Here is a 24,377-nt window from a genome sequence, read left to right on the forward strand (position 1 = left end):
CTATCATGGCACAACCCGTATGCCGGTACCTGAGGACGAAATCGTTCTACACGGCGGAAAAGAGCGACACGACCCTTACCGAAGAAAAACCCGGCCGTTCATTCTGGTGCGTCCGCTCCGTGTCGGGCATCGGTCCCGATGACAAGGTCGTGGGTCCCACGGAATGCGACGCCCACCGCACCTGCTTCGAAACCGTCGACGTACGTTTCGTGTAAGGAGACGTCCGGCTTGAACGACTATGTCCATCGCGAGCTCCTGCCCCTGGGGAAGGACGCGACGCCGTACCGTCTGCTCACCAGCGATCACGTCTCATCGGGCACCTTCGAAGGCAGGGACATCCTCAAGGTCGACACGGATGGCCTGATCCTGCTCGCGGACCAGGCCATCCGCGACAGTTCCCACCTGCTGCGTCCGGAACACCTCGCCCAGCTGCGCAAGATCCTCGACGACCCGGAAGCGTCCGACAACGACCGTTTCGTCGCCATGGAGATGCTGAAGAACGCCAACATCTCCGCCGGCGGCATCCTGCCCATGTGCCAGGACACGGGAACGATCATCGTCACGGGCAAGAAGGGCAATCGAGTCTGGACGGAGGGCGACGATGAGTCCGCCCTCTCGCAGGGCACCATGAACGCCTTCCTCAGCACCAACCTGCGGTACAGCCAGCAGGCGCCCCTCGACATGTTCACGGAGACGAACACGCGGACCAACCTGCCTGCCCAGATCGAGATCTACGCGGACCGGGGCGACGAGTACAAGCTGATGTTCATGACCAAGGGCGGTGGGTCGGCGAACAAGAGCTTCCTCTTCCAGGAGACCCGGGCGCTGCTGAACGAGGAACGGTTCCTTGATTTCGTCGACGAGAAGCTGCGCATGCTCGGCACGGCGGCCTGTCCGCCGTACCACCTGGCCATCGTGGTGGGCGGTACCTCCGCGGAATACACGCTGAAAACGGCCAAGCTGGCGAGCGCGCGCTTCCTGGACACCCTGCCGACCGAGGGCAACGAGTACGGACAGGCCTTCCGCGACCTCGACATGGAAGCGAGGGTGCTGAAGATGAGCCAGGAAATTGGCATCGGCGCTCAGTTCGGCGGGAAGTACTTCTGCCACGACGTGCGGGTGGTCCGCATGCCGCGGCACGGCGCCTCGTGTCCGGTGGGCATTGCCGTTTCCTGCGCCGCCGACCGGCAGATCCTGTCGAAGATCACGCGGGACGGCATCTTCCTGGAACAGTTGGAGACCGAGCCATCCAAATACCTGCCTGAGATCGCCGACGAGACCCTGGACGGCGATGTGGTGGAAATCGACCTGAACCGGCCCATGTCCGAGGTCCGCGCCACCCTCAGCAGCTACTCGGTCGCCACGCGCCTTTCCCTGACGGGTCCCATGATCGTCGCCCGGGACATCGCCCACGCCCGGCTCAAAGAGCGGCTCGACGGCGGCGAGGAACTGCCGCAGTACTTCAAGGACCTTTGCGTCTACTACGCGGGGCCGGCCAAGACGCCGGAAGGGTACGCTTCGGGGTCCTTCGGGCCGACGACGGCGGGCCGCATGGACACCTACGTGGACCAGTTCCAGGCGGCCGGCGGCAGCATGGTCATGCTCGCCAAGGGCAACCGGTCCGTCCAGGTCACCAACGCCTGCAAGAAGCACGGCGGATTCTATCTCGGGTCCATCGGGGGACCGGCCGCGCGGCTGGCGAAGGACTCCATCCGGGAGGTCTCGCTGGTGGAGTACCCCGAACTGGGCATGGAGGCCATCTGGCGCATCCAGGTGGAGAAATTCCCGGCCTTCATCGTGGTGGACGACAAGGGCAACGACTTCTTCTCGGGGTTCATGCGCCGGAACTGATCTCCGGTGCGTCCTCCAGACGGCCGCGGCACGCTCCGGTGCGGTCGGCGCTTCGGTGCGGCCAGCCGCCGCGTCACCCTGATCTCAGGGGTTTATTCGGCCAGTTCCAGTTCCAGGTGGGTTTCGGGCATCCGGCCGTCCACCAGGACCAGCGGTTGCCATGACCACGTGGCCTGCCAGCGATGTCCGCGCTGGTCGATTACCTGCCGGCGTAGCAGGCCGATCCGCCATACGTCTCCCGGAACGGGGGCGGTGGCCTGCCCATCGGCCAGCCATTTCAAGCCTTCCCACGGCAGGGCCAACTCCACGGTCCAGCCCCGATCGACCCGGTCCCTTCTGCCCGGTTCGCCATCCACTTTCACCCCGGCCTGCAATCCCGGTAAGCGCCAATCCGAAAAGGCCCAACGCATGGCACGGATGTCGGTCCGCGTGTGGCCGCCCAGTACCTCGGGCTGGTGGACCACCAGGTCGAATTCCGGCACGTGGAACCGATCGTCGTCCCGGTGGGCTTCTTTCCAGATGTAGCACATTTCCGAGGTGGCGCCCAGCGGATTCACGGCCAGGTCGTAGTACGTGCCGGGACCGGTGATGAGCACGCCCACGTGGCTGTCCTCCCGTACCTCGTGAGCAGATTCTTCCTGGGTGGCCTGAATATCGCGATCCTCCAGCCAGAACCCGATGTAGAGGCTCTTGTCGTCCCAGGCCACGGCCGCCGTGGTATCGAACAGGGCACGGGCGCCCGTGTGATCGCTGAACAGCGCAGATCGCTCCGCCAGCGCCCACGTTTCCTTGCCCAGGTCGCCGTCAACAACCAGGTCGCCCCGCGACCTCCGGCACCGGTATCGTGCGGCCTGCGCGACCTGTTCGGCCCGCCCGGTCCGGGTTGCCGTCGCGGGACGCGCGCTGCCGATCACACCCACCTGCTCCACGCGATTAACCGGTTCATCACTTGTCGCCTGTGGTTCACCGCTCGTCGATCGCGATCCGTCCTCACCCACCGCTTTCTCGGAGAAATGGATCACGCTGAATCGATCGGGGATGTGCGAATCGTAGATCCCGTGGCTGTTCCAGGCCCATCCCGGACACGTCCTGAAGCCGCCTTCGTCGATCCACTGGAACCGCGAGAAATCCATGCGCCAGGTATCCCCTTCCCGCGCCGGCAGCGAACGCCCGTCCGCAAGATGCTTCAGGTCCTGCCAGGGGAAAGCGATCTCGGCCGTCCATCCCCGGTCCCGGTCGGACGGGTCGTTGATGGTGCCGTCCACGTGCACCGCCCACTTCAAGCCAGGCATGTCCCATTGGCGGAACGCCCAACGGCGTCCGCGCGGATGGGCGTGGCCGGTCTTGATACCCCCGAGCGTATCCACCAGGTCGGTGCCCTGCAGGTCGAATTCGGGATGCGCGCCGAATCCGGCCTCCACGTAGGCGTTCTGCCACACGTAGAACCGTTCCATGATGGTTCCCAGGGGGTTCAGTTCGAATTCATAGTAACTGTCTTCCCCGGCGATGAAGACTTCCACGTCGTTTTCCTCGCAGATCATGGAATCACGCTCCGTGTACGTCGCCCGCACATCGGGGTCCTCCACCCAGAAGCCCACGTACAGGTAGTCGTCGTCCCAGAGTACCGCGGCCCGCGTGTCGAACAGCGCCGGCCGGCCCGGCTCCTCCAGGTCCTCGAAGCGCGGCGAACGGACCGCGTACTGCCACGAAGGCTCGTCGAGGCGACCGTCCACCACGATGGGACCGATGGTCCGGCACGCGGTGTAGTGCTTCAGCCCTTCTTCCGAATAACCCCAATCACTGGTCATGCGTTTGATCTCCAAAATGTTCTAATCCCTTGACACTCCTCGGACATTTACGTCCGCCTACGCTTCCCAGGGTACCTTCAGCCCGAATTTTGTCGCGACCTCAATGAGCTTGTCCCGGGTGCCGGCGGGCAGGGGGATCCCGTGCTCGATGCGCTCGTTGTGGACGAGCTCTTCCGGTTCGCCCGGTACGAAGAGTTCGTCGACCCCTTCGACACGGGGCAGGCCCTTCATGGCCGAAACGAGCTCATCGATCTGCGTGCGGTAGGTGTCCGGATCGGTGAACGTCGCGATATCGATGGCGCCGATGAAGCTGTTCTGCGCGCCGGGCCTTGCGCCGCGTCCCGAGATGGCGGCCGTCAACAGGGGATTGCCGACCATCAGGCTCGACAGGCACTCGAAGATGAGGGCCAGTCCATAACCCTTGTAGCCGGCCGCGGGCTGCAGGAACCGGGCCCTGCGGGGATCCGTCGTCGGATGTCCGTCGCCGTCCAGCGCCCACGTGTCGGGGATGGACTCGCCCCGGTCCACGGCCACGTCCAGCTTGCCGAAGGCGGCCACGCTCGTGGCCATATCCAGGGATATGGTACGGCCACCGCTGCCCGGTACGGCGATGGCGATCGGACTGTTGTGGACCCCCGGCGCCCTCGCGCCCGGAGGGGCCATGTTCGGGGGGTTGCAGACGGAAGCGATGCCGGCCATGTTCTCCCGGGCGGCCATCTGGGCGTAGTATGCCATGGCGCCCTGGTGGGTCGTGTTGCGGATCAGCACCCATCCGATGCCCGCCCCGCGGGCCTTCTCGACGGCCTGCTTCATGGCGTAGGTCGTGACCACCGGTCCGAAGGCGCTGTCGGCCTCGATGAGCATCGTGGCGGGCGTCTCCCGTTCGATCCGGATGTCCGGCCGGGTATTGTAGTGTCCGGCTTCCACCGCATGGACATATCCGTTGACCCGCTGGACACCGTGGGAGTCCACTCCGCGCAGGTTCGCCCATACCAGCACTTCGGCCTCGATGGCCGCGTCTGCAGGCGTCAGGCCGACCTTTTCGAAGACCGCCGCCGTGAATGCCCGCAGTTTCTCCCCATCCACGCGGATGTCCGCCATGAGACTCCTTTCCGAACGGTGTCGCCGCAACCACCTGGGTATCATCAGACTGGCGTAAGATAGATGGGCAAATCGCTCCACGCCAGTGGTTACTTTCCGGCTCGAGATCCGGTTGGTCGGAATCCGCAGCGGCGTCGAATCGAGACGCGGGCAACCGGGGCGTTCTGGCCCTATCTTCGTCGTTGACAAAGCCCACGTTGGTCGGTAAAGTTCCCATGCACTCGGAGCGCAGCGAAATTCGTCTGATACGCCACTATCATGATCCTGATCCAGATACTACGGATATACCTGGTCCTCATCATCGGCCGCGCGGTCATGTCCTGGTTCAATCCGGATCCGGCCTCTCCGCTGGTACGTCTGCTGACGTGGCTCACGGAGCCGGTCCTGTTGCCCTTCAGACGGATCATACCACCCATTCCCGTGCCGAAGACGAACGTTCGGATCGACCTGGCCCCGGTCTTCGTGCTATTGATCGGCGGCTGGCTGTTGACCAAGCTGCGTTACTGACCATGACGGAGACAACTCGACCATGATCGTCGTGGGACTCGAGACTTCATCCACAATCGCCGGGATCGCCGTGATCCGGGACCGCCAGGTGATGGCTGAAGCGTCGCAGGAGTTGGGCGGCGTGCACGCCGAAAAGCTGCCCGGAATGCTGGAACGTATCATGGGCGACCTGGACGTGCAGTGGTCGGAAGTGGAAGCATTCGCGATCTCAATCGGACCCGGATCGTATACCGGGCTGCGGGTGGGATTGAGCCTGGTCAAGGGCCTTGCCTACGTGACGAAGCGGCCGGTCGCCGCCGTGCCCACGCTCGATGCCATCGCCTTCCAGGTGCCCTGCTGCAGGTATCCCGTCCACGTGCTGACCGATGCCCGCAGGGGCCAGGTCTACGAAGCCCGCTACGATACGTCCGGCGGCTGGCCCGAGCGGCAGTCCGAATTCCGGGTGGGGCAGCTCGAAGACGTGTTGGCATCCATCGAGGACGAGGTATTGCTCGTCGGCAGCGGTGTCGACGCGTATCGTCCGAACATCGTCGCCGTTCTCGGTGAACGGGCCTGCTTCCCGCACGAGGGCGCCGGGCGGCTGATGGCCTCCTCGACCGCGTTTCTTGGCCTGGACCGACTCAAGCGGGGCGAGCAGTCAGACCTGAACACGCTCGAACCCCTGTACCTGCGAAAAACCGACTTCGCCAGGCAACCGCCATCCCGGCTCGAACGGACGCCATCGGCCAGTGCTTCCCCTGCCGCGCCTGGCTCGCCTGGCCGGGCCGAAACCTCGTCTGAATAACCCATGACCGAGGCGAACCCCTTCGTCATACGGAAAATGGACCGTTCACACGTGCCCCCGGTCCTGGATATCGAACGGGCGTGCTATCCGGCGCCCTGGTCCGAATCCGCCTTTAACCATGAAATGACGTCGGGAACTTCCGTTGCCCTGGTCGCGGTGGACGGGGAGTCTGTCGCGGGTTTCCTGGTGGGGTGGATCGCTGCCGACCAGGTGCACGTCGCCAACATTGCCGTGGCAGCCGGGTATCGGCGTCGGGGTGTCGGAACCGGGATGATGCTGCGGCTTCTCGAGGAGGCGGTCCGACGGGGGTGCGTTTCCTCCAGCCTGGAAGTGCGCGAGTCGAACCTGGCGGCCCGGTCGATGTACAGCCGGTTGGGATACCACGCGGCAGCCCTAAGGAAGTCCTACTATTCGAGTCCTGCCGAAGACGCCGTGGTCATGGTGAAGGACCTCGAAACATAAGACTGGGCTGTGGCGCTATCGAAAAGCATCAACGCCACCCGTCACCAGTTTCTCCAGCACTGCAGACGCGGATCGTCCGATCTGTTCCGTGGAAGCGTGGTCGCGGAAGACGCGGCTGCCGCCCTCGGCGATCCTGCGCAGCAGTTCGCGGTCCCCGTGCAACCGGCGGACGGCGCCGGCGAGCGCTTCCGGATCTCCGCGCCTGCACAGTATGGCGCTTTCCCCGTCGGCAAGCAGCTCCCTGATGGCCGGTGAGTCCGCCGTGATGACCGCCTTGCCCGCCGAGAGGGCCACGAACACCTTGCCCGGGATCACGCGGACCGCTTTGTCCGACGTGCCGAAAATCCCGAGACATGCGCCCCATCCCTGCAGGAACCGGTGCAACTGCTCGTAGGGTATCCAGTCCGTGAAGCGTACGTTCGCCAGGTTCAGTCTCCGCGCAGTTTCGTGTATTTCGTCCGTCAGTTGACCCGATCCGACGAAGTGAAATTCGATATCCGGTACGTCCTTCAGGCGGTTCGCCGCTTCCAGCATGAACGGCAATCCGTGTAGCGGAATGAACTTGCCGATGAACATGACCCTGAAGGGGGCGTCCCTGGAATTCGTGTCCTCCGAGGGCGGGCCTTCAGCGGGCGGGTCAATGGCCGGCGGGTCAATGGCGGCCCTGTCCTCCACGCGCGCATCCAATTCCACGGCGCCGACGAATACCCGGGCAAACCGCTTCGGCGGCAGGTTGAATGCCTGCACGAAATAGTCTATGTGGGCTTCCGTGTCGAGCAGCACAAGGTCCGCCTTCGCGCAGGCCTGCCGGTCCAGCCAGCGCAGAAAGCGGCTCATGAGCGTGCCTTCCGCAATGGACCGGCGGTCATCGACGAGGGTATCGTAGAGAGAGATCAGCGGACTGAAAACGAGGGGCCGGCGCGGAAACCGGGTGAGCAGCCAGGCCAGCGGCATATCGAAATGACCGATATACCCGACCAGCATGACGTCGTAGCGGCCGACCGTGAAGACAAACTTGAATAACAGCCGGAGGCAGGCCAGCTTCAGCTCGACCGCGCGCAGGACAAGCGAGATCGGTCCCAGGTACCGGCCGGTCTTGTCGCGTTCCTTCTCCCAGAGCGGCACGTGGCACTCCAGCACCTGCCAGCCGGCCCGTTTCAGGCCTTCGGCGAGCGTCCGGTTCCGCGGATAGTCGCGTTCGTAGGTACCGAAGAAGCAGACTCGGCCGCGCGGGGTGGGTGTCATGACCTCATCCCAGCCGTTCCCGGACGGCGTAGTCTTCCGTGCGCCGGGCCTGGTGGGCGATCATTTCGGCGATCAGCCCCATGGAGACCAGCTGGATGCCGAGGACCATGAGGAAGACGGAGAACAGCAACAGGGGTCGGGTCCCGATCCCGATACCGGTCAGCCAGAGCCAGGTCAGGTAGAGCGCGATCCCCACGCCGACGACGAAGGACAACAGGCCGAAGGAGCCGAAAAGGTGGAGTGGCCGCCGGGTGTAGTTCGACACGAAATACACGGTGAGCAGGTCGAAGAACCCGTGGGTGAACCGTCCCAGGCCGAACTTGCTGTGGCCGTGCTTCCTGGGATGATGCAGCACCGGCGTTTCCGTCACGTGGAAACCGGCCCAGTGCGCCAGCACCGGCAGATAGCGGTGGAGTTCGCCGTAGACGGGAATGGTCTCCACGACGGCCCGGCGATAGGCTTTCAGCCCGCAGTTGAAATCGTGCAGCCGCAGGCCGCTGACGATCCCCGTGACCCGGTTGAACAGCTTTGACGGAATGCGCTTGGACAGCGGGTCCTTCCGCGTTTTCTTCCAGCCGGACACCAGGTCGAAGCCCTCGTCCAGCAGGTCGACCATGCCGGGCACTTCCGCGGGATCGTCCTGCAGATCTCCGTCCATGGTCACGACGACCTCGCCGCGGCTCGCTTCGAAGCCGACGGCCAGCGCCGCGGACTTCCCGTAGTTGCGGCGGAACCGGATGGCCCTCACCCGGTCGTCCTCCTCCCGGAGCCGGCGCAATTCGTCGAAGGACCCATCCCGGCTTCCGTCGTCGATAAAGAGCACGTCGAAGGACTTCCCCGACGCTTCGAGGGCCGTCACGATGCGCGCGTGGAGTTCCCGCAGGCTCTCCGCCTCGTTGAACAGGGGAATCACCACGGTGATGTCCATCTTCTCCTCCCTGTCATCCGCTATCGCCGGATCGTCACGCGGCATCGGTGCTTTCCCCCATGGAACGCCGGATTACCTGCAGCGTCTGCCGGGCCGTGTTCTCCCAGGTATAAAGCCTGCTCCTCGCCACGGCATTCCCGGCAAGCCGTTCGCGCTTTACCCGGTCGCGCAGCAGGTCGATCAACGCGCGCGCCATGGCCTCCCGGTCCCCGAGCGGGACCAGCACGCCCGTTTCCCCGTCGACCACGGCGTCCCGAAGTCCGGGCACCCGGGCCGCCACGACGGGCACGCCGCAGGCATTGGCCTCGATCACGGTGATGCCCCATCCTTCCTTGCTTGAGGGATAGGCCGCCACCTCGGCGCGGGTCAGCAGGCGCAGTTTTTCATCCTCGGAAACGAAACCCGTGAAACGCACCGTGTCGTCCAGGCCCTTGGAACGCGTCAATGCCTCGAGCGCGCGCCGCCGGTCGCCCGTGCCCACGATCACCAGGCACGCACCGGGCACCTCCTCGCGGACGATCGCCATGGCCTGGATCAGGTGGTCCACGTTCTTGTACTTCTTGAGGCGGCCGAGGTAAATGACCAGGCCGGGTTCTTTCCGGTCCGGTGTGGCCGGCGCATCCTTCCGGTCCGGCGCGGCGGGTGCGTCCTTCAGGTCCGGTGTGGCCGGCGCACCCGTGTTACCGGCGTCCAGGAACCGGCTGTCCAACCCGTTGTGCACGACGCTGATCCGGTCCGCCGCGACCCCCATCCTGACGAGTTCGTCCCGGGTGCTTTCGGAAACCGCTTCGAAGAGGCAACGGCGGTACACCCGGGGAATCAGCCGTTCCATGAAGTACAGGTAGGTCGCGAGCACCGGGTTGATTTCCCGGTAGAACGTGGTCCCGAAAAGATGGTGCAGCAGGACCATCAGCGGGGGGCCGTCCAGAAACCAGGGCATCAGGGCCGGGATCTTGTTGATGTCTTCGATGACGACGTCGAAGGACCGGTGAGCCAGATGCCTTCTATAATACCAGGGCGCGGTGAGGTTGAACGTCCATTTCCCGCCGTGACGGATGACGTCGATCCCGTCGATCCGCTCGGATTCCGCCGCGGCGGGAAACCGGCTGCAGAGCAAGGTGACCTCGTTTCCCCATGTGGCGATCCGCGAGAAGGTCTCGTGCAGGTGTACTTCGGCGCCGCCCGCTTCCGGGTTGCGGATATCCCTCCAGTTTATGACCAGAATGCGCATTGGACTGAACCGGCTGGCGGCCCGGCCTCAGTGAAATCAGGACCCGGGACGCGGCCCGGCCTCAGGGATCGCTCGCATCGCCGCGCCTAGGGTCCGCTCGCATCGGCGGCTTCCTTCAGATCCTCGATCATGTCCTGTACGACCGTATCCCCCGGAGCGATCCGCTGCCACCTTTCGAGCGTTTCAAGCATGCGGTCCGAATCATCCATCTGGAAATAGAGATTCACCAGTTGATCGTATCCCGTAGCGTATTCGGGATGGGACGAAACGCCCCGTTCCAGCAGTTCAGCGGCCTCCGCCTCGCGGCCCAGTCTCCGCAGGGACTGGCTCAGGATGGTATACCCGTCGAAGGTACTGAATTCCCCGGCCAGTTCTGACGCAAGGCCCTCGACGGCGGCAAACTCGCCCTGGTCGGCGTTGAACTGGATGAGCATCAGCCGTTCAAGCGCGCCGTTCGTGATGTCGTACTCCAGGTACTTCTCCATGGTCTCGATGGCCTGGTCCGGCCGGCCGCGTCGCCACTGGTTCAGCGCCAGTTGATGGAAGGACACGGTGTAGTTCCGCAGGAGGGTGCGGATCTGCGGGTCCTTGTAGACTTCGGGATCCGCTATGCCGCGGTACTGATAGACGTTCCAGAGGTTGTGCCGGGTCCGCTCCACGTCCATCAGGTCCGGATCGGGATCCGGGAGGACCCGCCAGACCATGCCTTCCAGCTGCATGTAATCGTCCAGGCCTACGTCGTTCTCCGGCGAGACGGTCACGGCGAAGAATACGGGTTTTGCCCAGTTGTTCTGCTCCAGGATGTGCAGGATCATCAGGTCCTGTACCCTGAGATATCCGATGTCCTCTCCCAGCATGCCGGCCGGGGGCACGGTCCACGTAATGCCCGCGTGATTCACCTCCCGTTCCTCCCAGCCCTGGATGTTCAGCATGTCGATGGTCTCGTCGGCCAGGGTGATGGGCACCCTGGGTTCCAGGTGCTTCAGTTGCTTGATGTACCAGTTCGTGTTGAGTAGGCTGAGATTGATCACCCGCACGTCCTTGCGAATGCCTTCCACCTCCTGGAGAAACCAGAGCGTGAAGGTGTCGTTGTCGCCGTTCGTGAAGATGAGACTGTTCTCGTCGCAGGACTGCAGCATGTTGTAGGCGTAGTCGTAGGGTATGTAATTGCCTTCCCGGGAATGTGACTCGTAATGATAGGCAAAGGGGACCAGGGGCAGTGCGGTCATCAGCACGGCGATACCGGCCGTTCCCTTGTCCACGGGCAGCTTAAGCCGGCCCAGCCAGACGCCGACCTGGTTCAGCAGAGACCGGACGCCGATGCCCATCAGCACCGCGGCGAATACGAAGGCCGGGGTGTAGAAGTAGTCCCGGATGCGGACCTCCCGTTGTATACCGCGCGAACCGTCCGAGAAGTTCAGATACAGGATCATCCCGACGCTGCAGATCAACAGCATGGCGCCCAGGAAGACGATGCTGCGGCGGTCCCGCTCCGCCTGGGAGACGATACCCAGGGCGACCAGCAGGACGGGAAAGAGCCAGAAGGGAAAGGACGGGGCGCTGAACTGACGGGAAAAGAACCGCCAGAACCCCATGTTTTCTCCGTTTCCGAACTGGGAGGACCAACTGCCCTTTCTGTTGAACATCGATTCGAACATGCTTTCCTGGCCGTACTGCTTGCGTTCCAGAAATCCCTCGAAGTTCTGCCAGGTCGACGGATCGTTCTCGTTGATGACGGGCTGCTGGGCCGCCCGGATCGGCACGTAGAAGTTCACGGAATAGCCCATTACGGCGAGAAAGAGCACCACCGTCCAGAACGGCCACTTGTAGCGTCCGGGATCGTCGGCCGTGGCCGAGACCAGGGCCAGGACCGCGCTTACCAGCGCCAGGCTGAACATCACGGTGCCGAAGGTGGCCTCGAATCCGCCGATCACGATCAGTGGAAGTCCGTTGTATGCGCCCACGCCGTCCATGCCGAAGAATACCACGGCGACGGCGAAGATGCACAGCAGCGCCAGGTAACCCCATGGCAGCCGCCCCCGGGTGAGAACCAGCCCGGCGATGGCGAGGGGTACCGTGACGAAAAACACGTCGATGGAAGCCACGACGCTGAACAGGATCAGGCCCATGGCCGCGCATAGCAGCACCAGCTTCCGGTTCGAACGGATGACCCGGTCCGTGAAGACCACGCAGAGGAACGCGGCCGGCAGAATCAGCATGGTGAACATGTGCACAGCGATGCCGAGAAAGGCCAGGTAGCCGACCAGGAAGAGATAACGCTCGCTGCCGTTTTGCTCGTGCCGTTCGATCCAGTGCAGCATCAGCCAGGTACAGGCCATCATGCACAGCATGGAGAGCGCGTAGACCTCAGCTTCCACCGCGTTGAACCAGAACGTATCGGAGAAGGCCAGCAACAGCCCGCCCGTCAACGCGCTGCAGCAGACGGCCAGGCTTTCGTAGAGGGACAGCCCATCCCGGTCCCGGTTGAGCGTAACCGCCTTCACGATGACCAGGTAAACGCCCGTTACCGTCAGCGCGCTGAAGAGACACGAGGAGAAATTCACCAGCCAGGCGATGCCCAGGCCCAGGTCGGGCAATACGGTGAAGAGCCGGCCGATCAGGATGTAAAGCGGGGATCCCGGCGGATGGGGTATGCCCAGGATATAGGATGCCGCGATGAATTCGCCGCCGTCCCAGAAGGGCACCGTAGGCGCGATGGTCTTGGTGTACACGGCCAGCGACACGATGAACGCCACCGCCATGCCGGTCATGGAAACAACGCGATAAGCAACCATGTGCTCGTAATCCTCAGTCACCGACCGAATTCAAGCGTCACCGGCCGAATTCAAGCCGCTCGGCGAGCAGGTCCGGCAGGCCGGCCTTGCGAATCTTCCGCTGTGCGGAGTCCAGGTCGTAGGGCACCCGCTTGATCTCGATCTGCTTCATCTCCGTATCGTATACACAGTACGCCGCCCGGGGATCTCCGTCCCGCGGCTGGCCCACGCTGCCCACATTCACGATGTATCTACGCTCTGATACCAGTTCAAGCGCGGACGGCGGAATCTGTATGCTGCGGTCCTCCGCGTTCCGCTTCTCGAAGATCATCGGCGCGTGCGTGTGGCCCAGCGCGCAAAGCGCCACACCGGCGGGCATCGCCTCGAAGGCTTCGTCCGCCTGCCAGGGCGAAGTCAGGTAGATCCACTCCTCCGGACGGACCGGGCTCGCGTGGACGAGAAAAAGATCCTCGTTCCGCCAGACATAGGGCAACCCTCCCAGGTAGCGCCGGCCGTCGGGTGTAAGCTGCCGCCGCGTCCACAGCGCCGCTTCCGCCGCATAGGGGTTGAACGTGGAGATATCCAGCTTCCCGATCGCGGCATGATCGTGATTTCCCGCGATCACGTCCGCCGTCAGTCCGGTAACGCGGTCGAGGCACGCATTGGGACTGGCACCGTATCCAACGATGTCGCCCAGGCAAAGGTAACAGCCGATACGCTCACCGGCCATCGCTTCGAGTACGGCATCCAGTGCTTCCAGGTTCCCATGTATGTCGGACAATATGCCGTATCGCACGTCGAGGTTTCATTTCCTGTGTATGCGCCGGCAAGCCGATCGGGCGGGATCAGGCCTGGTCCGCCGCCGTGAAATGTCTCGCGGCCACGGCGTCCAGGACGCCATTGACGAACCCGCCGGACTGTTCCGTGCTGTACTTCTTGGCCAGTTCGATCGCTTCGTTGATGGATACCGCCGTCGGGATATCGAGAAAGGCGATGAGTTCGCAGGCGCCCAGCCGGAGGATGCAGTCGTCGATGCGGGCCACGCGGTCCCGGTCCCAGTGCCGCACCACCGCGGTGATGTGGCCGTTCACAATCTCTTCGTGCTGCAGCAGCCGATCGATCAGCGCCTCGGCGAAACGCCGGGCTTGCTCGGACGCCAAGGGCCACCCGGGCAACCCGGGAAGGGCCTTGCCGGGATCCCCCCCGGTCTGTTCGGAAAGATAAAGCGACTGCAACGCCAGTTCACGGCCCAGGCGACGTTCCCCCGCGCGTACGTTCACTCCGGATCCCCTGGTCCGCCTGGTCCGCCTGGCCCGTCCGGCCCGCCTAGCTTGCGCATCACGTCCACCATTTCCAGGGCGGCCAGCGCGGCGTCCCAACCCCGGTTGCCCGCCTTCGTACCCGCCCGTTCGATGGCCTGTTCGAGGTTTTCCGTGGTCAGCACGCCGAAGATCACCGGCACGCCGGTGTCCCGGGCCGCGGCGGCGATCCCGCTGGCCGCTTCCCCGGCCACGTAGTCGAAGTGGGGAGTGGCGCCGCGGATGACGCATCCCAGGCAGATCACGGCGCCATAACGCCCGCTTGCCGCCATGTTCCGGGCTACCAGGGGAATCTCGAAAGCGCCCGGCACCCAGGCCACGTCGATCCGGTTTTCATCCACTCCGTGGCGGTGAAGCCCGTCCAGCGCGCCTTTCAGCAGGGACTCGGTGATGAACCCGTTGAAACGGCCGGCTACGATGGCGTACCGGTCGTCTCCTCCGCTCTCCACGCTGCCTTCAATGGTTCTCGTCACGCAGGCACTCCTTGCAGATTGCTTCCGGGCCGCGCGGCCGCGAGGGCACGGCGGTGTATCGGCCGGCACGGCGGTGTATCGGCCGGCACGGCATGCACGGCCGGCGCGGCACGTGCATCACAGCAGGCTGTCGAATCCGACGTCGTCCGGCGGCTCTTCAAGGTCGAGCAGGTGACCCAGCTTTCCGCGCTTGGTCTTGAGATATCCCACGTTGTAACAATTCGGAAAAGTCTGCAGCGGGACGCGTTCGGTCACTTCGAGTCCGTACCCCTCGATCCCGAACCGTTTCGACGGGTTGTTGGTCATGATCCGGATCGTGGTCAGTCCAAGGTCCGCCAGGATCTGGGAACCGATCCCGTAGTCGCGCGCGTCCACGGGCAGGCCCAGCGCCAGGTTCGCTTCCACCGTGTCATGACCCTGGTCCTGAAGAGCGTAGGCCCTGAGCTTGTTGGCCAGTCCGATGCCCCGTCCCTCCTGGCGCATGTAAAGGAGCACGCCGCTGCCTTCGTCGCTGATTCGCTTGAGCGCCTGCTGCAGCTGTTCACCGCAATCGCATCGCATGGATCCGAAAACGTCCCCCGTGAGACACTGGGAGTGCACGCGGACGAGCACGTTCTGCTCGCCGTCCACGTGGCCCTTGACCAGGGCGACGTGGTGGTCGCCGGTCAACTGGTCCTCGTACAGGTGGGACTCGAACTCCCCGTGCCTGCTGGGGATAGTCGTCGTGACCACCCGCTTGACGAGTTTCTCGCTGCGCCGGCGATACTCGATCAGGTCCTTGATCGTAATGATCTTCAGGTCGTGCTCGTTCGCGATCTCGACCAGCCGGGGCAGGCGGGCCATGGACCCGTCGTCGTCCATGATCTCGCAGAGCACGCCGGCGGGGTAGAGGCCGGCCAGTTTCACCAGGTCGACCGTGGCTTCGGTGTGTCCGGCACGGCGCAACACGCCGCCGTCGAAGGCCTGCAGCGGAAAGATATGGCCCGGACGCGCCAGGTCCTCGGGTCTGCTTCCCTGGCGGACGAACACCTGGACCGTCTCGGAGCGGTCCGCCGCCGAAATGCCCGACGTCGTTCCATTCACGGCATCGACGGATACGGTGAAGCGCGTGCTGTGCAACGCCGTGTTGACCTCTTCGCCGACCATAGCGGGCACTTTCAGCTCTTCCAGGCGTTCGCGCGTGGTCGGAAGGCAGATCAGTCCACGGCCGTACCGGGCCATGAAATTGATGGCCGCCGGAGTCGTTCTTTCGGCGGCCATGATGAAATCGCCTTCGTTTTCGCGGTCTTCGTCGTCTATGACAATCAGTATGTGCCCGGACTTGATCTCCTCGACCGCTTCCGGGATGGAACAAAAGGGGGACGACATGCTTTATAACCGTTTAGTTCGGTCGACCGGTCTCGGCGGACCTTGGTCTTTATTCGAACCGCCGCCGGGTCTTGCCGACGCTACATGCGTTCTTTCAACCAGGATTCGGTGATGGGTGACGGACCCGGGTGCGCTCCCTGGCTTGTATCGCCGCCGGCATGCAAAAGAGACGCGACGTACCGGCCGATCATGTCCACTTCTATGTTCACTTTGTCACCGATCTGCCTGCCGCCGAACGTCGTAATCGACGCGGTATGCGGTATGATCGATACGGCGGCCAAACTACCCGTCAGACCGGCGATTGTCAAGCTTATTCCATCCAGTGCGATGGACCCTTTCTCGATGACGAAGGGCGTCAGATCGTCCGGGATTTCCACCTCGTACCACAGGCTGTTGTCCCGTTCTTCCCGCGCCGCGATGCGTCCCACGCCGTCCACGTGCCCCTGGACCAGGTGGCCGTCTATCCGGTCCGAAAGACGCAGCGGCCGCTCCAGGTTGACCTGGTGCCCGGGCTTCAGGCTTCCGAAGGTCGTCCGGGAGACCGTTTCGGGGACGATTTCCACGGAAAACGCCTCGCCGGCAGTTTCCACGACGGTCAGGCAGACGCCGTTGACGGCGACGCTGGCGCCCTGCTCGAAGTCCGGCGCCATGGACGGCGCCTCCACGGTCAGCCTGAGGCCGCCCGATGCATTCTCGCCTGCATCGTCGCCCGGTAAGTTTTCGCTTGTGCCCGCGGCCTCGCCAGCGTCGTCGCTCGTGTTGTCGCCCGATGCATTCTTGCATGCGTCGTCGTCCGAGGAGTTTTCGCCCGCGACCCGGTCCAGCGACCGGACGACGCCCGTGGTTTCAACGATACCCGTGAACATGGTTCATACTCCGTGCCAGGTTCCTGCTACGTGCCAAGTCCGAATGACGTGCCATTGCCAGGTTCATGTTACGTGCCGACCGGCGCCGATGATCTCCTAAGGCGCGGCTTCCGACTGCCCGCGACCACTTCAGGCGTACCCCGGCGTGCCGGTGACAAGTAGATCGCCGTCCAGTTGTTCCACCCGCGTATCGTTCAACTGGATCGCCTTCGAAAGGTCGTCCAGTGCCAGGTCGGCGATCGATGGGATCCCCGCGCCCAGAATGCGCGGCGCAACGAAGCAGGCGATCCGGTCGACGGCGCGTTCCCGCAGGAAGGAAGCGGCCACGCGGCTACCGCCTTCTACCATCAGGGTCACGATCCCTGCCTTTCCAAGTGCCGATTTAAGCGGTGTTATAGGAATGGACCCCTCCCCGCCAGGCAATACCAGCACCTCGGCACCCGTTCCTTTCAGTCCCTCAACCCGATCCGCGGGCGCGGCCTCCGCAACGCACACCGTCGCCGGTGCTTCGCCGTTCAATACCCGAGCGTCCAGCGGGGTGCGGGCCCGGCTGTCGAGCACGATGCGGCGAGGCTGGCGGCCGTCCACGTGCCGGACCGTGAGCCGCGGGTCGTCCGCCAGCACGGTGTCGATGCCCACGAGCACAGCATCCGCCTGGCTGCGCATCAGGTGAACCCGTTTCCGCGCGGCCTCCCCGGTAATCCACTTCGAATGGCCGTTCCTCGTGGCAATGCGTCCGTCCAGCGTCTGGGCAAGCTTGAGCAGCACGTAGGGCTGGCCGGATTCCCGGTGGCGCACGTAGGCCGCGTTCAGTTCCCGCGCTTCCGCTTCCAGCAGGCCCGTCTCCACGGTCATGCCGGCGGCGCGCAGCCGCTCGATCCCCTTGCCGGAGACGCGCCGGTCCGGATCGGCCATAGCGACGTGGACGCGGGCGATGCCCGATGCGATGATCGCTTCCGTGCACGGCGGCGTACTGCCCTGGTGGCAGCAGGGCTCCAGGGTAACGTACAACGTGCCCCCCCGCGCACGCGCTCCCGCCTCCTCGAGCGACTGCGGTTCGGCGTGCCGCCCGCCGTACTCCCGGTAGTAGCCCTCGCCCAGGACGACGCCGTCGCGGACGACCACGGAACCCACCATGGGATTGGGACTGGTACGCCCTATTCCCTGCGCCGCGAGGTCCAGCGCCTGGCGCATGAATACCGCGTCATGGTCCGATTTCGTCATGGCGTAAGCTAGGGGATTCGCGAAGAGGGTGTCAAGCCTTTTGCCCTTGACAACGGGGGGTTAGCCCCCTAGTTTGCGCCAGATTGTCGGCGCAGATCGAACCGCAGAAAGGAGACCTTGATGGCCACCCTGCCGGAGGCCGAATACATCTGGTTCAATGGGAAACTGGTACCCTGGAAAGACGCGAAGCTCCACGTGCTTTCCCACGTGGTGCACTACGGTTCGAGTTTCTTCGAAGGCATGCGCTGCTATAAGACGAATCAGGGCTCCGCGGTGTTCCGGCTCCAGGAGCACGTGGACAGGCTCTTCGACTCCTGCAAGATCTACCGGGTGGAAATCCCCTACTCCCCAGCGGAAATCAGCGATGCCGTCCTGGAGACCATCCGATCCAACAAGCACGCTTCCTGTTACGTCCGCCCCGTCGTATACCGCGGGTACGGCCTGCTGAGCGTCGACCCCCTGGGATGCCCCGTGGAAGTCGCCATCGGGACATGGGACTGGGGCACCTATCTAGGCGACGACGTACTGGAAAACGGCGTCGACGTGTGCATCTCGTCCTGGACCCGTCCCGCGCCAAATACCCACCCCGCCCTGTCCAAGGCCGGAGGTAACTACCTCAATTCCCAGCTCATCCGCATGGAAGCCATTGAGAACGGGTACAGCGAAGGCATTGCGCTGAACACCGATGGCCTGATCAGCGAAGGTAGCGGCGAGAACATCTTCGTCGTGAAGGAGGGCCGGGTCATCACGAACAGCCTGACGGCCTCGGTCCTCGGCGGCATCACCCGCAACTCCGTCATGACGCTCGCCCAGGACGCCGGGTTCGAGGTCGTCGAACAGGACATCCCCCGGGAAATGCTCTACATCGCCGACGAGGTGTTCTTCGTGGGCAGCGCCGTGGAGGTAACGCCGGTCCGGTCCATCGACCGCATCACGGTGGGTGCCGGGTACCGCGGTCCGGTCACGAAGGAGATCCAGGACCGGTTCTTCGCGGTCACCACCGGCGAGGGAGAGGATGCCCACGGCTGGCTGACCTACGTGTGAAGCGAGTCATTGACTCATCTGGCCGTCGAATTAGTCTAAGTCTTTCGCTTGACAGACTGCCCCGTAGGATAGCCTTTTCAATTGATGTTGGCATCCATACAAACTCGTGGGTGCGAAATGACCTCCTATAAAGCCCAAAACGAGCCTCCAACCCTCAGGCTAGCTCGCTACCTAAAGGAATTTGTTGGACTCCGGACGACCACGATTCGCGACATTGAACAATACGACGAATTCCTCTGGTTCGGAGACATGCCTCAGGATCATGACTGCCAGAGTGCTGCTTGGACGGACGATTTCGACGAGGACGATCCATGGCTAGAGGTAAGAAAACAGCAGTTTGAAAAAGTGCCGGCACCTCCCGAGTCCGCCCAGCCATGGGTGGATAAACAGGCACTCTCAAAAGCATCACACAGATTTCCCCCGCTCCACTCAACCATAGTTGTACCAGACGACGAAACCGTTCTTGAAAAGGACGAAACCCCACCACTGAAGTCGCTATCACTTATCGATCATCCTGAAGTTTCACAAGCCTATGAGAGGTACCGGCCACGCTGGGAAGCTTGGTCAAAGGAACATCGTCGTCGGAAAGCGATACAACGTGTGTACGCCGATTTGTTTCGGTTGCATACACAGGTGCTGAAGCAAGGTGAGATAGTCGAGGTCGTCTTGGGGCTTGGTTTCTTGGACTGGCGTAGCAAAGTAAATGAAAAAGCTATACCCATCCGTCGTCACGTAGTCGTAGCACAAGTAGACATAGAGTTCAATCCGGATAAAGGTGTGATCAGAATTTGCCCTCCCGGTGACGGTGCCCGACTACAAATCGAAGATGATATGTTAGAAGCCGAACTCCGTCCTGATCGCACCTTCTACGACATAGCCGAAAGCCAACTGAATGAGATTGGAGATGATATTTGGGACAAACCGCAAACGCATTCTATGCTCAAAGCCTGGGTAGGGGCCCTGAATCCAAATTCCCAGTGGACGGACAGCCTTATCGCTCGGGAGAGCACAACGAATGACCCGGTTCTGAGTTTTGCTCCCGCGCTCATTATGCGTAAAAGAACCCAGATCGGTATGGCACGAATCTACGACAGGTTAATTGAACAGCTTTCTCATAATAACGCTACAGTACCAAAATTGTGGCATGGATTGATCGAGGACGTTGAAGACAGCGGAAACGACATTGGTCAAGAAAACGGTCGGTATGAAAGAGCCGATCAGCATTTAGACTCTTCCGAAGTCTACTTTCCCTTGCCCGCGAACAGGGAACAACGACGCATCGTACAAGCGATTGACGATCGATCCGGTGTACTCGTACAGGGACCGCCTGGGACCGGTAAAAGTCATACTATTGTCAACCTAATGTGCCATCTGCTGGCAAACGGCAAACGATTGTTGATCACTGCCGAGACCGGACGAGCCCTAAGGGTTCTCAAGGAAAAGCTCCCGGTGGAGATCCAGCCGTTATGCATCAGCCTTTTAGGGCAGGGTGGTGACGCGTTCGCGGAGCTGAGCAAGTCGGTGCAAGGGATTACGACACGGCAAGCCACCTATATGCCGGGCGATTACAAAGACAGAATCGATGAAATCGACCAAGATCTCGACAATTCTCGTCGTCGCCTGGCAGAAATTGAGTCTGAACTACGCAGTCTCCGCGAGGACGAAACAACCGTCCATTCGGTTGCTGACGGAATCTATCTCGGGACGGCGTCGGCTATCGCAGAACAAGTGGCTCGAGAAAAAGATAAGTATAAGTGGCTACAGTTACCCCGAGAAGCAGACACAAGACCGCCTGTTTCAAATGAAGATATGATCTCATGGCTCGAAATCCGACGAAGGTACACTGACCAACAGATATTGGAAGCCAATAAACAGATTCCTTCGAGAGATGACGTACCATCCCCGACTCAATTCGCCGCTTCAGTCAACCAAGAAGCAGAAGCACTCAAGCTGTACGAGCAACACGAGCACATGCGATCTCACGAGGCGTATGGCCCGATCCTCTCACTACCTGACAACTCGCGGGAGCAACTGCGGTCAGAATTGGAGGCGGTTGAAAATCAACATCACGAACTGAGACGGCAAGGAGGGGGATGGAGTCAGATCGCAATTCAAGATCTGATTTCGGGTCAACAAGCCCGCTGGAGTACTGTTCTCGAAGTAAGTGGCGGATGTCTACCAAGAATCGAGAACTTGATCCAGAAGGTCAGTGCCCGAACGGTGGAATTGCCTGAAGGCAGCGATGCCAGGAAGGTGCTTGCCGACGCGATTGCTGTGATCGACTACTTCAAGAACGGTGGTAAGTGGAAGCGATTTCGTGTCTTTACGCCAAAAGAAGTAAAGGATCGCACCTATTTGAAAGACAGTGTTTTTGTCGATGGAGAACGTGCTTCGAATACCGATAATCTAGAGGTTGTCCGCGATAAACTGGAACTGGAATTAGAGTTGGCAGATCTTCATTCGGTTTGGAACGGGGTTGGCGTGTCGTCCCCTGAAGGTATTAGCCGCTTGAGGTTTGCCGAACTAACGGAGCGAACTTCAATTCTTAGGCGGTGCTTCGAGTACACGCACGGCTGCGATCTCCTCTCGCAATTCATGACCAACGCGTCACCACCCGTACCAGTGCCGGATTGGATCAGTGGCCAAACGCAGGAATACCTTGACTTGATTAAAGCGACATCCGTCGAGGAACAACTCAACGAAACAACGAGCGCAGTCGACTCATGTGCAAGAAGTCTTAGAAGTCTACAGGAATTACATGATGTCCATCCTGTGGTTAATGTACTTCTACGCGCAATAGAAGACCGAGATGTTCGTTCATACAGCCAGGGTCATACAAGTGTTGTTTCAACTGAACAAACTCGATTGGATCAACAGCGGCGGATGCGTGTAGAGAACTTGCTCGCCAGTTATGTTCCCAGCCTTGTGGACTGTGTTTCAACGAGTCTCGATGATGAAGCCTGGGAGACTCGTTTTCGAACATGGCAGTCGGCATGGCATTGGGCTATAACTGACTCATGGCTCGTTAAACGTTCGGATTTTGAATACCAACGAGAACTTTGGGAGCGACAAAGTGAGATTGAAGCTGGAATCGGTGAGCTTCTAGCGGAAGCGGCCGCTCTCCGTGCGTGGACGTATTTCTTCGACCGTCTCTCTCCCAAAGAGACCGCAGCCCTTAAAAGCTGGCGGGAAGCCGTTCGAGCCATGGGAAAGGGCACGGGTAAATCAGCCAAGATGGCACGTTTACGACAGGAAGCGCGACGATATATGGCCGAATGCCGTGAAGCGATTCCTGTCTGGGTCATGCCTCGCTATTTGGTAGCTGAAATGGTTGATCCCGCACCTGACCGCTACGATCTTGTAATCGTGGACGAGGCGAGCCAGTTAGGAATAGAAAGCCTCTTTTTGTTCTATATTGCGAAAAAAATGGTGGTGGTCGGGGACGATCAGCAAATCAGTCCGTACGGCGTAGGCGTACCCGATGCCGCGATCTCAGGGATGCAGCAGCACTATCTCTCGGGTATCCCACATCTTCATGCGCTCTCAGCTCAGAGCAGTTTGTATGCTAATGCCAAAATCCGGTTTAGTCAGAACATCGTGTTGCGCGAACACTTCCGTTGTATGCCTGAGATAATTCAGTTCTCGAATGATCTTTGTTATGCGAGCAACGGAACACCTCTTGATCCTTTGCGTACCTATCCAGCGAATCGTCTACAGCCGCTCGTACTACGTCATGTTCCAGAAGGCTATCGACGCGGACGTACGCAACATGCACAAAATCCGCCCGAAGCGGACGCCGTCGTTAGCCAAATACATGCATGCGTCAAAGATCCCCGTTACAGTGGGTTGACTATGGGGGTCATTAGCCTTCAGGGTGAAGGACAGTCCAAGTTAATAGAACAGAAACTTTTGGAAACACTAGACCCCGAGATCATTGAAGAACGTCGTCTTATCTGTGGAGACGCCTATGCTTTCCAAGGAGACGAGCGCAACGTTGTCTTCTTAAGCATGGTCGCTGCACCTGGAGAGATTAGGATCGGTGCGTTAACGGCCGAATCGGCACGGCAGCGTTTCAATGTTGCTGCAAGCAGAGCACAGGATCAACTTTGGCTTTTTCATACGGCTAATCTCGATGTGCTAAGTGATTTGTGCATGCGTCATCGTCTACTGAGCTACATGTTAAATCCATCACGCCAGTCTACTGATGAAAACGAACAACGTTTCGAATCCCAATTTGAGCGAGATGTATATCGTTGCCTTACCGAACGAGGTTTTCATGTACGTACCCAGGTCTGCGTAGGTGACCCAACTAATCACAGGTATCGAATCGATCTTGTTGTGGAAGGTATGCAAGGACGACTTGCGGTTGAGTGCGACGGTGATGAATGGCATGGGCCCGAGCGGTATGAACATGACATGGCTAGACAACGTGATCTCGAACGAGCCGGGTGGCAATTCGTTCGTATTCGTGGAAGCGATTTCTACCGAGACCGTACGCGGACTATGGAGTCGGTCTGGAGCGAATTGGAACGGTTCGGTATCGAACCCGGTGGAATCGATAAAGTTGCAACTGAACCTCCACTAACGGCAAACCTGAATATGGACGACGTTTGGTCAGGTCCACCAACCTCACCCGAAAGGACAGAATCTTCGATTGGTGCAGTAGCATCGGAACTCTCTGTTGTACCGCCAGCAGAAGAGTTAGATCGAGAGACGACTCGACGAATTTCTGGTATGTCGAACTCAAACGCCTGCCCGCCACGAATACCCTATGCTAACTTTAAAGGCGAAAGTGGACCCGATCCACGACATGCTAGTACTGCGCAAGTATCGGATGTTCTTGTACAGATCATAAATTTAGAGGGACCAATGCTTGCGAAACGATCTTACGACATCTATCTACGTAGTTGCGGGATCCGCAGGATGGGAGGCCCACTCAAACGTGCAATGAATAAGGCCTTGCAGCACGCAATTCGAAGCAACTACATCGTTTTGGAGGACGAATCGGGCAAAGGTGGTCTCACGTATTCGATTGCTCGCTCAGCGAACACATCTCCAGTTATCGTTCGCGAACGAGGTCCGCGTTCCTTTGATGAAATCCCACCGAGCGAACTCCAGTTTGTCGGGAGATGGTTGCTAAGAAACGAAAATGAGGAACTCGAGCGAGGATCAGATGATCATTTGAAGGCTGTACTTCGATGCTTTGATTTGAAACGACTTACAACTCAGGTAGGACTGAAATTGCGAAATATCTTGAATCACCATTATCCCTATGTAGATGTAATGTTAGATGGCGATGATGAAAGCACAGTTAAGCACAACAACGATTAGGGCAAGAACTAACCACACACAAATAGATGACTATCAAAATACCCAGCTGTTTTCTAACTTT

At 60.9% G+C, this 24,377-nt stretch carries 19 protein-coding genes; 7 read left to right on the top strand and 12 right to left on the bottom strand.

Annotation, left to right across the window (positions count from 1 at the left end):
- The first annotated feature begins 5 nt into the window (after positions 1-5).
- On the top strand, positions 6-215 hold the full coding sequence (locus F4X08_00235; protein MYD24226.1) for a hypothetical protein: 210 nt from the start codon (positions 6-8) through the stop codon (positions 213-215).
- A complete protein-coding gene (locus tag F4X08_00240) occupies positions 139-1,851 on the top strand; it encodes a fumarate hydratase (protein MYD24227.1) in 1,713 nt (570 codons plus the stop codon). The genes F4X08_00235 and F4X08_00240 overlap by 77 nt, the downstream gene beginning before the upstream one ends.
- Positions 1,852-1,943: 92 nt before the next feature.
- On the opposite strand, the gene F4X08_00245 is transcribed toward F4X08_00240, so the two are convergent.
- Both F4X08_00245 and F4X08_00250 read right to left on the bottom strand, forming a co-directional pair.
- Positions 1,944-3,659 carry a hypothetical protein gene (locus F4X08_00245; GenBank protein ID MYD24228.1) on the bottom strand — a complete coding sequence of 572 codons (1,716 nt, stop codon included), beginning with the start codon at positions 3,657-3,659 and terminating at the stop codon, positions 1,944-1,946.
- A gap of 57 nt (positions 3,660-3,716) precedes the next feature.
- Positions 3,717-4,805, bottom strand: a complete 1,089-nt coding sequence (locus tag F4X08_00250) for an Ldh family oxidoreductase (GenBank protein MYD24229.1) — start codon at positions 4,803-4,805, stop codon at positions 3,717-3,719.
- A 213-nt stretch (positions 4,806-5,018) separates the two neighbouring features.
- On the opposite strand from F4X08_00250, the gene F4X08_00255 reads away from it, so the two are divergent.
- Genes F4X08_00255 through rimI form a run of 3 tightly spaced genes read left to right on the top strand, consistent with a single transcriptional unit; the run spans position 5,019 to position 6,513 of the window.
- Positions 5,019-5,267: a YggT family protein gene (locus tag F4X08_00255; GenBank protein MYD24230.1), complete on the top strand. Its 249-nt coding sequence runs from the start codon at positions 5,019-5,021 to the stop codon at positions 5,265-5,267.
- A gap of 22 nt (positions 5,268-5,289) precedes the next feature.
- Positions 5,290-6,051 (top strand): tRNA (adenosine(37)-N6)-threonylcarbamoyltransferase complex dimerization subunit type 1 TsaB, encoded by a 762-nt coding sequence (gene tsaB / locus F4X08_00260; protein MYD24231.1) that lies wholly within the window; start codon positions 5,290-5,292, stop codon positions 6,049-6,051.
- 3 nt (positions 6,052-6,054) lie between these two features.
- Positions 6,055-6,513 (top strand): ribosomal-protein-alanine N-acetyltransferase, encoded by a 459-nt coding sequence (gene rimI, locus F4X08_00265; protein MYD24232.1) that lies wholly within the window; start codon positions 6,055-6,057, stop codon positions 6,511-6,513.
- A gap of 15 nt (positions 6,514-6,528) precedes the next feature.
- Here the strand turns inward: rimI and F4X08_00270 are convergent, their stop codons facing one another.
- From F4X08_00270 to ribD, 10 genes are all read right to left on the bottom strand, one after another.
- Positions 6,529-7,758, bottom strand: coding sequence for a glycosyltransferase family 4 protein (locus tag F4X08_00270; GenBank protein ID MYD24233.1), 1,230 nt, complete (start codon positions 7,756-7,758; stop codon positions 6,529-6,531).
- 4 nt (positions 7,759-7,762) lie between these two features.
- Positions 7,763-8,686: a glycosyltransferase family 2 protein gene (locus F4X08_00275; GenBank protein MYD24234.1), complete on the bottom strand. Its 924-nt coding sequence runs from the start codon at positions 8,684-8,686 to the stop codon at positions 7,763-7,765.
- 34 nt (positions 8,687-8,720) lie between these two features.
- Positions 8,721-9,917 carry a glycosyltransferase family 4 protein gene (locus tag F4X08_00280; protein ID MYD24235.1) on the bottom strand — a complete coding sequence of 399 codons (1,197 nt, stop codon included), beginning with the start codon at positions 9,915-9,917 and terminating at the stop codon, positions 8,721-8,723.
- Between the two features lie 86 nt (positions 9,918-10,003).
- Entirely contained in the window at positions 10,004-12,712 is a 2,709-nt protein-coding gene (locus F4X08_00285) for a DUF2723 domain-containing protein (GenBank protein MYD24236.1), read from the bottom strand.
- A gap of 37 nt (positions 12,713-12,749) precedes the next feature.
- On the bottom strand, positions 12,750-13,487 hold the full coding sequence (locus F4X08_00290; GenBank protein MYD24237.1) for a metallophosphoesterase family protein: 738 nt from the start codon (positions 13,485-13,487) through the stop codon (positions 12,750-12,752).
- Between the two features lie 49 nt (positions 13,488-13,536).
- On the bottom strand, positions 13,537-13,944 hold the full coding sequence (gene nusB, locus F4X08_00295) for a transcription antitermination factor NusB (GenBank protein MYD24238.1): 408 nt from the start codon (positions 13,942-13,944) through the stop codon (positions 13,537-13,539).
- Positions 13,945-13,967: 23 nt separating this feature from the next.
- Positions 13,968-14,483 carry a 6,7-dimethyl-8-ribityllumazine synthase gene (locus F4X08_00300; GenBank protein ID MYD24239.1) on the bottom strand — a complete coding sequence of 172 codons (516 nt, stop codon included), beginning with the start codon at positions 14,481-14,483 and terminating at the stop codon, positions 13,968-13,970.
- A gap of 117 nt (positions 14,484-14,600) precedes the next feature.
- Positions 14,601-15,851, bottom strand: coding sequence for a bifunctional 3,4-dihydroxy-2-butanone-4-phosphate synthase/GTP cyclohydrolase II (locus F4X08_00305; protein ID MYD24240.1), 1,251 nt, complete (start codon positions 15,849-15,851; stop codon positions 14,601-14,603).
- An 80-nt stretch (positions 15,852-15,931) separates the two neighbouring features.
- A complete protein-coding gene (locus F4X08_00310; GenBank protein ID MYD24241.1) occupies positions 15,932-16,717 on the bottom strand; it encodes a riboflavin synthase in 786 nt (261 codons plus the stop codon).
- Between the two features lie 129 nt (positions 16,718-16,846).
- Positions 16,847-17,941 carry a bifunctional diaminohydroxyphosphoribosylaminopyrimidine deaminase/5-amino-6-(5-phosphoribosylamino)uracil reductase RibD gene (gene ribD, locus F4X08_00315; protein ID MYD24242.1) on the bottom strand — a complete coding sequence of 365 codons (1,095 nt, stop codon included), beginning with the start codon at positions 17,939-17,941 and terminating at the stop codon, positions 16,847-16,849.
- Positions 17,942-18,061: 120 nt separating this feature from the next.
- On the opposite strand from ribD, the gene F4X08_00320 reads away from it, so the two are divergent.
- Both F4X08_00320 and F4X08_00325 read left to right on the top strand, forming a co-directional pair.
- Positions 18,062-18,985 carry a branched-chain amino acid transaminase gene (locus F4X08_00320; GenBank protein ID MYD24243.1) on the top strand — a complete coding sequence of 308 codons (924 nt, stop codon included), beginning with the start codon at positions 18,062-18,064 and terminating at the stop codon, positions 18,983-18,985.
- Between the two features lie 84 nt (positions 18,986-19,069).
- Positions 19,070-24,316 carry an AAA family ATPase gene (locus F4X08_00325; protein ID MYD24244.1) on the top strand — a complete coding sequence of 1,749 codons (5,247 nt, stop codon included), beginning with the start codon at positions 19,070-19,072 and terminating at the stop codon, positions 24,314-24,316.
- Positions 24,317-24,377 lie beyond the last annotated feature (61 nt).

The sequence above is a fragment of the Gemmatimonadota bacterium genome, from assembly GCA_009841265.1.
Taxonomy (GTDB): domain Bacteria; phylum JAAXHH01; class JAAXHH01; order JAAXHH01; family JAAXHH01; genus JAAXHH01.

Coding starts and splice junctions, on each gene's coding strand:
- F4X08_00235 (MYD24226.1), top strand. CDS start 6: ATGGCACAACCCGTATGCCGGTACCTGAGGACGAAATCGTTCTACACG.
- F4X08_00240 (MYD24227.1), top strand. CDS start 139: ATGACAAGGTCGTGGGTCCCACGGAATGCGACGCCCACCGCACCTGCT.
- F4X08_00245 (MYD24228.1), bottom strand. CDS start 3,659: ATGACCAGTGATTGGGGTTATTCGGAAGAAGGGCTGAAGCACTACACC.
- F4X08_00250 (MYD24229.1), bottom strand. CDS start 4,805: ATGATACCCAGGTGGTTGCGGCGACACCGTTCGGAAAGGAGTCTCATG.
- F4X08_00255 (MYD24230.1), top strand. CDS start 5,019: ATGATCCTGATCCAGATACTACGGATATACCTGGTCCTCATCATCGGC.
- tsaB (MYD24231.1), top strand. CDS start 5,290: ATGATCGTCGTGGGACTCGAGACTTCATCCACAATCGCCGGGATCGCC.
- rimI (MYD24232.1), top strand. CDS start 6,055: ATGACCGAGGCGAACCCCTTCGTCATACGGAAAATGGACCGTTCACAC.
- F4X08_00270 (MYD24233.1), bottom strand. CDS start 7,758: ATGACACCCACCCCGCGCGGCCGAGTCTGCTTCTTCGGTACCTACGAA.
- F4X08_00275 (MYD24234.1), bottom strand. CDS start 8,686: ATGGACATCACCGTGGTGATTCCCCTGTTCAACGAGGCGGAGAGCCTG.
- F4X08_00280 (MYD24235.1), bottom strand. CDS start 9,917: ATGCGCATTCTGGTCATAAACTGGAGGGATATCCGCAACCCGGAAGCG.
- F4X08_00285 (MYD24236.1), bottom strand. CDS start 12,712: ATGGTTGCTTATCGCGTTGTTTCCATGACCGGCATGGCGGTGGCGTTC.
- F4X08_00305 (MYD24240.1), bottom strand. CDS start 15,851: ATGTCGTCCCCCTTTTGTTCCATCCCGGAAGCGGTCGAGGAGATCAAG.
- F4X08_00310 (MYD24241.1), bottom strand. CDS start 16,717: ATGTTCACGGGTATCGTTGAAACCACGGGCGTCGTCCGGTCGCTGGAC.
- ribD (MYD24242.1), bottom strand. CDS start 17,941: ATGACGAAATCGGACCATGACGCGGTATTCATGCGCCAGGCGCTGGAC.
- F4X08_00320 (MYD24243.1), top strand. CDS start 18,062: ATGGCCACCCTGCCGGAGGCCGAATACATCTGGTTCAATGGGAAACTG.
- F4X08_00325 (MYD24244.1), top strand. CDS start 19,070: ATGTTGGCATCCATACAAACTCGTGGGTGCGAAATGACCTCCTATAAA.